At 71.2% G+C, this 8,202-nt stretch carries 7 protein-coding genes; all 7 read right to left on the bottom strand.

The window, feature by feature from the left end:
- Window positions 1-365: 365 nt before the first annotated feature.
- The gene (locus ACFVYI_RS25320) at window positions 366-1,889 is read right to left on the bottom strand and encodes a CoA-acylating methylmalonate-semialdehyde dehydrogenase (RefSeq protein WP_387889405.1); all 1,524 of its coding nucleotides are present in this window, start codon (window positions 1,887-1,889) and stop codon (window positions 366-368) included.
- Window positions 1,890-2,099: 210 nt separating this feature from the next.
- On the bottom strand, window positions 2,100-2,978 hold the full coding sequence (locus tag ACFVYI_RS25315; RefSeq protein ID WP_387889403.1) for a hypothetical protein: 879 nt from the start codon (window positions 2,976-2,978) through the stop codon (window positions 2,100-2,102).
- A gap of 106 nt (window positions 2,979-3,084) precedes the next feature.
- Complete coding sequence (locus ACFVYI_RS25310; protein WP_387889401.1) at window positions 3,085-3,516, bottom strand: hypothetical protein; 432 nt, start codon at window positions 3,514-3,516, stop codon at window positions 3,085-3,087.
- A gap of 285 nt (window positions 3,517-3,801) precedes the next feature.
- On the bottom strand, window positions 3,802-5,196 hold the full coding sequence (locus ACFVYI_RS25305; RefSeq protein WP_387889400.1) for an NAD(P)/FAD-dependent oxidoreductase: 1,395 nt from the start codon (window positions 5,194-5,196) through the stop codon (window positions 3,802-3,804).
- An 82-nt stretch (window positions 5,197-5,278) separates the two neighbouring features.
- A complete protein-coding gene (locus tag ACFVYI_RS25300) occupies window positions 5,279-6,082 on the bottom strand; it encodes an ABC transporter permease (protein ID WP_360642342.1) in 804 nt (267 codons plus the stop codon).
- Window positions 6,082-7,026: an ABC transporter permease gene (locus tag ACFVYI_RS25295; RefSeq protein ID WP_387889398.1), complete on the bottom strand. Its 945-nt coding sequence runs from the start codon at window positions 7,024-7,026 to the stop codon at window positions 6,082-6,084. The genes ACFVYI_RS25300 and ACFVYI_RS25295 overlap by 1 nt, the downstream gene beginning before the upstream one ends.
- On the bottom strand, window positions 7,023-8,165 hold the full coding sequence (locus tag ACFVYI_RS25290; RefSeq protein WP_387889396.1) for an ABC transporter ATP-binding protein: 1,143 nt from the start codon (window positions 8,163-8,165) through the stop codon (window positions 7,023-7,025). Before ACFVYI_RS25290 ends, ACFVYI_RS25295 begins: the two co-directional genes overlap by 4 nt.
- Window positions 8,166-8,202 lie beyond the last annotated feature (37 nt).

Raw genomic sequence — 8,202 nt, 5'->3', positions numbered from 1 at the left:
CGGCTTGACGCCCCGTCCGACGTTTCAAACTCTAGCCGATCCCCGCCCCGAAAGGCGAATCCGGCCGCAATCCATATAAACGGGCACACCGAATAAGACCCGAGCCGCACCGTCAAAATGACAAAGCGCAACCCAGCCCGAACCGGGAAGTGATGTTTCTAGGGATTGGCCGCTCCGGGACCGTCCGCGCAGACGCGTGTCCGGTGCTCCCAGTCGAGCGACTAGGGAACACTACGCCGGTCGGCCGGGCGATGCAAACGGCCCTGCCGTGCCGTCGCGGGCTCGTAGCCCAGGACCAACGGCGAACGGCCGCCGGCCGGACCCCCGGGGGAAGGGTCCGACCGGCGGCCGCAGGGAGCGGTGGCTCAGCTGTTGGTCGGGAAGCCGAGGTTGATGCCGCCGTGCGACGGGTCCAGCCAGCGCTGGGTGACGGCCTTGCCGCGGGTGAAGAACTGCACGCCGTCCGGACCGTACGCGTGGGCGTCACCGAACAGGGAGGCCTTCCAGCCACCGAACGAGTAGTAGGCGACGGGCACCGGGATCGGCACGTTGATGCCGACCATGCCGACCTCCACCTCGTACTGGAAGCGCCGGGCGGCGCCGCCGTCGTTGGTGAAGATGGCGGTGCCGTTGCCGTAGGGGTTGGCGTTGATGAGCGCCACGCCCTCCTCGTAGGAGGCGACGCGCACGACCGACAGCACCGGGCCGAAGATCTCGTCGTTGTAGACGGACATGCCGGGCTTGACGTGGTCGAACAGCGTGGGGCCGAGCCAGAAGCCGTCCGTGGTCGGGGCGCCGTTCCGGTCCTCGGCGGTGACCGGGTGCTTCCGGCCGTCGACCGCCAGCTCGGCGCCGTCGGCGACACCGGACTCGACGTAGGAGGTGACCTTGTCCCGGTGCTGGCCGGTGACCAGCGGGCCCATCTCGGAGTCGCCGTTGCAGCCGGGGCCGACCTTCAGGTTGGCGATCCGCTGCTTGATCTTCTCGACCAGCTCGTCGCCGATCGGGTCGACGGCGACCAGCACCGAGATGGCCATGCAGCGCTCGCCGGCCGCACCGAAGCCGGCGTTGATGGCGGCGTCGGCGCTGAGGTCGAGGTCGGCGTCCGGCAGGACGAGCATGTGGTTCTTGGCGCCGCCGAGCGCCTGCACGCGCTTGCCGTAGCGGGTGCCGGTCTCGTAGACGTAGCGGGCGATCGGGGTGGAGCCGACGAAGCTGACCGACTTGATGTCGGGGTGCTCCAGCAGGCGGTCGACGGCGGCCTTGTCACCGTGCACGACGTTGAACACGCCGTCCGGCAGGCCGGCCTCCTTCCACAGCTCGGCGAGGAAGTTGGCGGCGGACGGGTCCTTCTCCGACGGCTTCAGCACGACCGAGTTGCCGGCCGCGATGGCGATCGGGAAGAACCACATCGGCACCATGGCCGGGAAGTTGAACGGCGAGATGATGGCGACCGGGCCGAGCGGCTGGCGGATCGAGTAGACGTCGATCCCGGTGGACGCCTGCTCGGTGAAGCCGCCCTTGACGAGCTGCGGGATGCCGCAGGCGTACTCGACGACCTCCAGGCCGCGGGCGATCTCACCGAGCGCGTCGGAGTGCACCTTGCCGTGCTCGGAGACGATGATCGCGGCCAGCTCGTCCCGGCGGGCGTTGAGCAGCTCGCGGAAGTTGAAGAGCACCGTGCTGCGCTTGGCGACCGAGGCGTTGCGCCACTCGGCGAAGGCCGAGGCGGCGGCGGCCACGGCCTGGTCGACCTCGGCGATCTCGGCGAAGTCGACGTGGCCCGAGACCTGGCCGGTCGCCGGGTCGAAGATGTCACCGCGGCGGGGCGCAGCGCCGGCGGTGGCGACCGACCGGCCACCGATCCAGTGAATGATGTGCTTGCTCATGGTCCGTCTGCCTCCGAAGTCCCGGGCGGCGTCCTGCCGCCGGTCCCTTGTGTGGCGCCGCCCGCGAGGGGGCCGGGCGACGGGATCACGGGGCTACCGCGCTCATCACCCAGTCTGGTGGCCGCCACCGCCCGCCTCAACGAACAGGCTGACGGGGATCGTGGATTCAGCCTTACAGGTCGTCGGCCGTATCGGCCGAACAGGCGAAGCTCAGGCCCCGCCCGGCTCCACGGCCCCGTCCGATTGCACGGCCCCGCCCGACTCCACAGCCCCGTCGTCGCCCGGCACCGCGTCGACGGGTGCCACCTCCTCGGCGTCTTCCAGGGCCTCCACGTCCTCCAGGTACGGATCGTGCAGCCCGTCCGCGGCCTCCTGGGTCTCCAGCAGATCGAGCCGAAGGTCCTGCGCCCACGCCAGGGCCCACCGCTTCAGGCCACCCACCGCGCTGCCCGCCGTTCCCCGGGCCCGGTACCGCCCGTCGGCGGCATCGGCGAGGGTCTCCAGCCGGTCCGCGAGCACCGCGGGCGGGAAGTCCGCGTCCAGCGCGGTGGCCAGCGCGAGCAGCTCCCCCTCCCGGTACCAGGCGGTCAAGGCGTGCACGTCGAGCAGGTCGCGCGGCAGGCCCCGGTCGGCGAGCAGTGCGGTGGCGAGCGCGGCCGCGTCCTCCAGGGCGACGACCGTCATCGTCAGCGGGGTCTCCGCGGGTGCCGGTGCGCCGAGGTCGAGGCGGACCGGGCGACGGCCCAGCGGCTCCTTGCGCAGCTCGACCGTGTGCGTCCGCCCGCCGAGCGACAGGCGGACGGACAGCTGCTCCAGGCGCGGCGTGCCCGGGCGCTCGGCGACCCCGCCGCCGGCCGCCCGGTAGGCGGCGGCCAGCTCGGCCGCGGCCTGCGGCAGGTCGGTATCACCGCTGGTCACCAGGGTCAGCCCGTCCTGGGCGCAGGCCGGCACACCGTGGGCGCGCAGTGCGTGCCCACCCGCGAGCGCGAGCCCGAGCCGGTCGCAGACGGGACGGGCCAGCTCGGCGAGCCGCAGCTGGGCCGGGCCCGGGCGGAGGGAGGCGTCGACGGTGTCCGGGGCGGTGGTCACCCTCCCAGTCTGACGCGACCGCCCACGCCGTGCGTCCGGGCCGGTCCGCCGCCGGGGCGCCCCGAGTCCGCGCCCGGTGCCCGGAGCTCCGAGCGCTCGGCCGGTCTCACCAGTCGCTGAGCCGGGCAGCGGCCTCGTGCAGGGCGAGCTCCAGCAGGACCGGGTCGTTGAGCCGCCCGGAGCCGTCGGGCGGGATGAGCCAGCGCACGCCCCGGCTGCGCCGTTCGGGGTGCGGCACGACGATCCAGGTGCCGTCGCCGGCGCAGCGGACGCCCGTGCCGATCCAGCGCGTGGCCGTGCCGACGGGGACGAGGAAGCCGATGCTCTCGCCCGCGAAGTCGCTGAGGACCGGCCCGCAGGAGCGGGAGTCGAGGATGTCGAGGACGGGACGGCCGAGCCGGCCGGGCACCGAGAGGACGTCCCAGCGCCGGCCGGCGGGCAGCAGCATCAGGCCCAGTCCGCTGCGTTCCCACTGTTCCCGGAAGGCGTCCGGGTCCGGTGCCGCCTGGGCGAGCCAGTGCAGTCCGGTGCTCTCCATGGTGCTGTCCCCGTTTCTCAGCGCGGCTGCTGATCGTGGCGCGACGGGAACCGAGACCCGCCGTCACCAACGAGAGGGGGACGGCGGGTCTCTCTTACACGGGTAACGCGATCACCTGGCCGGACGGCGCAATCCGGCCGGGCACCGTACTGATCACCGGATCAGCCGGTGATCGGTACGGCTGCTCATCGGTTCGGCCGGTGATCGGTCCAAGAGGCCGCCGGATCAAGCGGCCACCGGACCAACACGCCGACCGATCAAACAAGCAATCGATCGGTCGGACGCTCAGCTGTCGAAGCCCAGCCCCAGCCGGTCGAGGGTGCGCAGCCAAAGGTTGCGGTGGCCACCGGTCCGGTCCGCGCGCTCCAGCGAACGCGTGGTGATCTCGATGCCGGCCCAGCGCACCGGCTCGGGCGGGAACGGCAGCGGCTTGGAGCGCACCATCTCCAGGGAGGTGCGCTCGGTCCGCTCCCCGGCCAGCAGGTCGAGCATCACCTCGGCGCCGAACCGGGTGGCGCCGACGCCGAGCCCGGTGTACCCGGCGGCGTAGGCGACCCGGCCGCGGTAGGCGGTGTCGAAGAACGCCGAGAACCGGGTGCAGGTGTCGATCGCACCGCCCCAGGCGTGGGTGAAGCGCAGCCCCTCCAGCTGCGGGAAGCAGCGGAAGAAGTTGTGCGCCAGGGTGCGGAAGGTCTCCGGCCGCTGGTCGTACTCGTGCCGGACGTTCCCGCCGTAGTTGTAGACGGCGTCGTAGCCGCCCCAGAGGATGCGGTTGTCGGCGGAGAGCCGGAAGTAGTGGAACTTGTTGGCGCTGTCGCCGAGCCCCTGCCGTCCCTTCCAGCCGATCGCGGTGAGCTGTTCCTCGTTGAGCGGCTCGGTCATCAGCGCGTAGTCGTACACCGGGACGACGAACGGGCGGACCCGCTTGACCAGGGAGGGGAAGACGTTGGTGCCGAGGGCGACCCGCCGGGCGAAGACCCGCCCGTACGGGGTGCGGACGGCCATGCCGCTGCCGTACTCCTTGAGGTCCGTCGCCCGGGTGTGCTCGAAGATCCGCACGCCCTGGGTGAGGCAGGCGGCCTTGAGGCCCCAGGCCAGCTTGGCGGGGTGGACCATCGCCACGCCCTCCTTGTCCCAGAGCCCGCCGAGGAAGGTCGGCGAGTCGACCTGGGCCCGCAGCTCGTCGCGGTCGAGCACGGTGACGTCGAGTCCGTACTCGGCGACGGCCTCGGCGACCTCCTGCAGCTCGGCGAGCTGGTGGGGCTGGGTGGCGACGTCGATCTCGCCGGTGCGCTCCCACTCGGCGTCGATGTCGTAGCGCTTGAGGGTCGCCTCGATGCCGTCCAGGTTGGCGGCGCCGAGGCGTTCGAGCTGGGCGAGTTCGGCGGGCCAGCGCTGCAGTCCGTTGCCGAAGCCGTGGGTGAGGCTGGCCGCGCAGAATCCGCCGTTGCGCCCGGACGCGGCCCACCCCACCTCGTTGCCCTCGACCAGGACGACGTCCAGGGAGGGGTCGCGCTCCTTGGCGACGAGGGCGGTCCAGAGGCCGGAGTAGCCGCCGCCGACGACCAGCAGGTCGCACTTGACGTCACCGACCAGAGCGGGCAGCGCCGCCGGCCGGCCCGGGTCCTCCAGCCAGAAGGGGGTGGGCCTGGCGTCACTGAGTGCGCGGGCGGAGTCCATGCATTATCAGCCACTTTCTGCACATTGATGGTGGTGGTGGGGGCCACCTCTCGACGGTATGCCCGGGAGGCGGCCCGGGCGGTCAGGCGGTGGCCTTCCGGCGGTTCCCGAGCCACTGACCGGCGACGGTCAGGACCACCGCGGCGATGAACATCGCGGTGCCGATGACGTTGACCTGCACCGGGATGCCGCGCTGCGAGGCGCCCCAGACGAACATCGGGAAGGTGACCGTGGTCGGGCCCGAGTTGAACTGGGTGATGATGAAGTCGTCGAAGGAGAGCGCGAAGCTGAGCAGCGCGCCGGCGGCGATGCCCGGGGCGGCCAGCGGCAGGGTGACCCGCAGGAAGGTCTGGACCGGGGTCGCGTAGAGGTCCTGGGCGGCCTGTTCGAGCCTCGGGTCCATGCTCATCACGCGTGCCTTGACCGCCGTCACCACGAAGCTCAGGCAGAACATGATGTGCGCGATGAGGATCGTGGTGAAGCCGAACGGGATGCGCATGTTGAGGAAGAGCGTGCCGAGCGAGGCGGCCATCACGACCTCGGGCATGGCCATCGGCAGGAAGATCATCGCGGTGGTGGCGGAGCGGCCGCGGAAGCGGTAGCGGGCCAGCGCGAAGGCGACCATGGTGCCGAGCACGGTGGCGCCGACGGTCGCGAGCACCGCGACCTCCAGGCTCAACGACAGCGACTGGCACATGTCGGCCACGCCGCAGGGGTCGGTCCAGGCGTCGGTGGAGAACTCGGACCACTCGTAGTTGAACTTGCCCACCGGCTTGTTGAACGAGAAGGCGAGGACCACCAGGTTGGGCAGCACCAGGTAGGCCAGGGCCAGCAGGCCGGCCAGCACCACCAGGTGGGCCCGGATCCACTTGATCACTCGGGACATCAGACCAGTTCCTCCGTCCCGGCCTTGCGCATGTAGACCGTCACCATGCCCAGGATCAGGGCCATCAGGATGAAGCTCAGCGCGGCGGCCGTGGGGTAGTCGAGCACGTTCAGGAACTGCTTCTGGATGCCGTTGCCGACCATCTGCTCGCTCGGCGAGCCCAGCAGCTGGGCGTTGATGTAGTCGCCGGAGGCCGGGATGAAGGTGAGCAGCGTGCCCGCGACCACGCCGGGGAGCGAGATCGGGAAGGTCACCTTGCGGAAGGTCGTGAACGGGCGGGCGTACAGGTCTCCGGCCGCCTCGTGCAGGCGCGGGTCGATCCGTTCCAGCGAGGTGTACAGCGGAAGGATCATGAACGGCAGGAAGTTGTAGGTCAGACCGCAGACCACCGCGAGCGGCGTGGCCAGCACCCGGTCGCCGGAGGTGAGCCCGACGGCGCTGGTGAGGTCCAGGACGTGCAGCGCGTTGAGCGCGCCGACCACCGGGCCGCCGTCCGAGAGGATGGTCTTCCAGGCCAGCGTGCGGATCAGGAAGCTCGTGAAGAACGGCGCGATCACCAGGATCAGGATGACGTTGCGCCAGCGCTTGCTCGCCTTGAAGGCGATCGTGTACGCGAGCGGGTAGCCGATGGCCAGGCAGAACAGCGTGGCGGTCGCGGCGTAGCCGAACGAGCGGACGAAGTGCCAGCGGTACTCGACCAGGGCGTCCCAGTAGGTGGCGACGTGCCAGGTGACGTTGAAGCCGTCCTCCAGCGAGCCGGTCTGCAGCGAGGTGGAGGCCTGGTAGACCATCGGCACCGCGAAGAAGACGACCAGCCAGGCGATGCCGGGCAGCAGCAGCCAGTACGGGGTGAGCTTGCGCCTGGGCCGCGCGGCCGGTTCGGGCAGCGGGCTGCCGTCGGGGGGTATGGCCTGCGGCGGCGCCGCCGCGGTCGTGGTGGTCATGCCGCAGCCTCCCCGGTGCCCGCGTCGATCGCCTGCGCGGCGTCCAGGGCGAAGGAGTGCGCCGGGTTCCAGTGCAGGACGACGGGCGCGCCGGGGACGATCCGGGTGTCGCGCTCCATGTTCTGCTCGAAGACGGTCACCTCCTGGCCGCCGTCGGTGCGCACCAGGTACTGGGTGGAGACGCCGATGAAGCTGGAGTCGACCACGGTGCCGCCCAGCCGGTTGCGACCGGCGGCGACCTCGGCGGAGGCGTGCTCGATGGTGATCTTCTCCGGCCGGACGCCGAGGTGGACCTTCTTGGCGTCGGCGGCGCACCGGGCCCTGGGCACGGCGAGCCGGGCGCCGGCGGCGCTGAGCAGCAGGTCACCGCCCTCCTGGCCGGTCACGTCGGCGGGCAGCAGGTTGGACTGGCCGAGGAAGTTGGCCACGAAGGTGGTGCCGGGGTTCTCGTAGAGCTCGGCGGGGGCGCCGAGCTGCTCCACCCGGCCGCCGTTCATCACCGCGATGGTGTCGGCCATGGTCATGGCCTCCTCCTGGTCGTGGGTGACGTGGACGAAGGTGATGCCGACCTCGGTCTGGATCCGCTTGAGCTCCAGCTGCATCTGCCGGCGGAGCTTGAGGTCGAGGGCGCCGAGCGGCTCGTCCAGGAGCAGCACCTGCGGGTGGTTGATCAGGGCGCGGGCGACGGCGACGCGCTGCTGCTGGCCACCGGAGAGCTGGTGCGGCTTGCGGCGGGCGTACTGGCCGAGCTCCACCAGCTCCAGCATGTCGTCGACCTGCTTCTTGACGTCCTTCTTGCCGCGCCGGCGCAGTCCGAAGGCCACGTTCTCGAAGATGTCGAGGTGCGGGAAGAGCGCGTAGCTCTGGAAGACGGTGTTCACCGGCCGCTTGTACGGGGGCAGGGCGGTGACGTCCTGGCCGCCGATCAGGACGGTCCCGCTGGTGGGCTCCTCCAGCCCGGCGATCATGCGCAGGGTGGTGGTCTTGCCGCAGCCGGAGGCACCGAGCAGCGCGAAGAAGGAGCCCTGGGGGACGGTCAGGTCGAGCGGGTGGACGGCGGTGAAGGAGCCGTAGGTCTTGCCGATGCCGGTGAGGCGGACGTCGCCGCCGGTGGCCGCGGAGCGCAGCTGCTCTGTCATGGGTGGTGTCTCTCTGGTTCTCTGCCGTCAGTGGGGG

The organism is Kitasatospora sp. NPDC058218 (assembly GCF_042882445.1).
In the GTDB taxonomy this organism is placed as follows: Bacteria; Actinomycetota; Actinomycetes; order Streptomycetales; family Streptomycetaceae; genus Kitasatospora.
The sequence above is the reverse complement of the archived record's forward strand: the minus strand, read 5'-3'. Positions and strand labels throughout refer to the sequence as shown.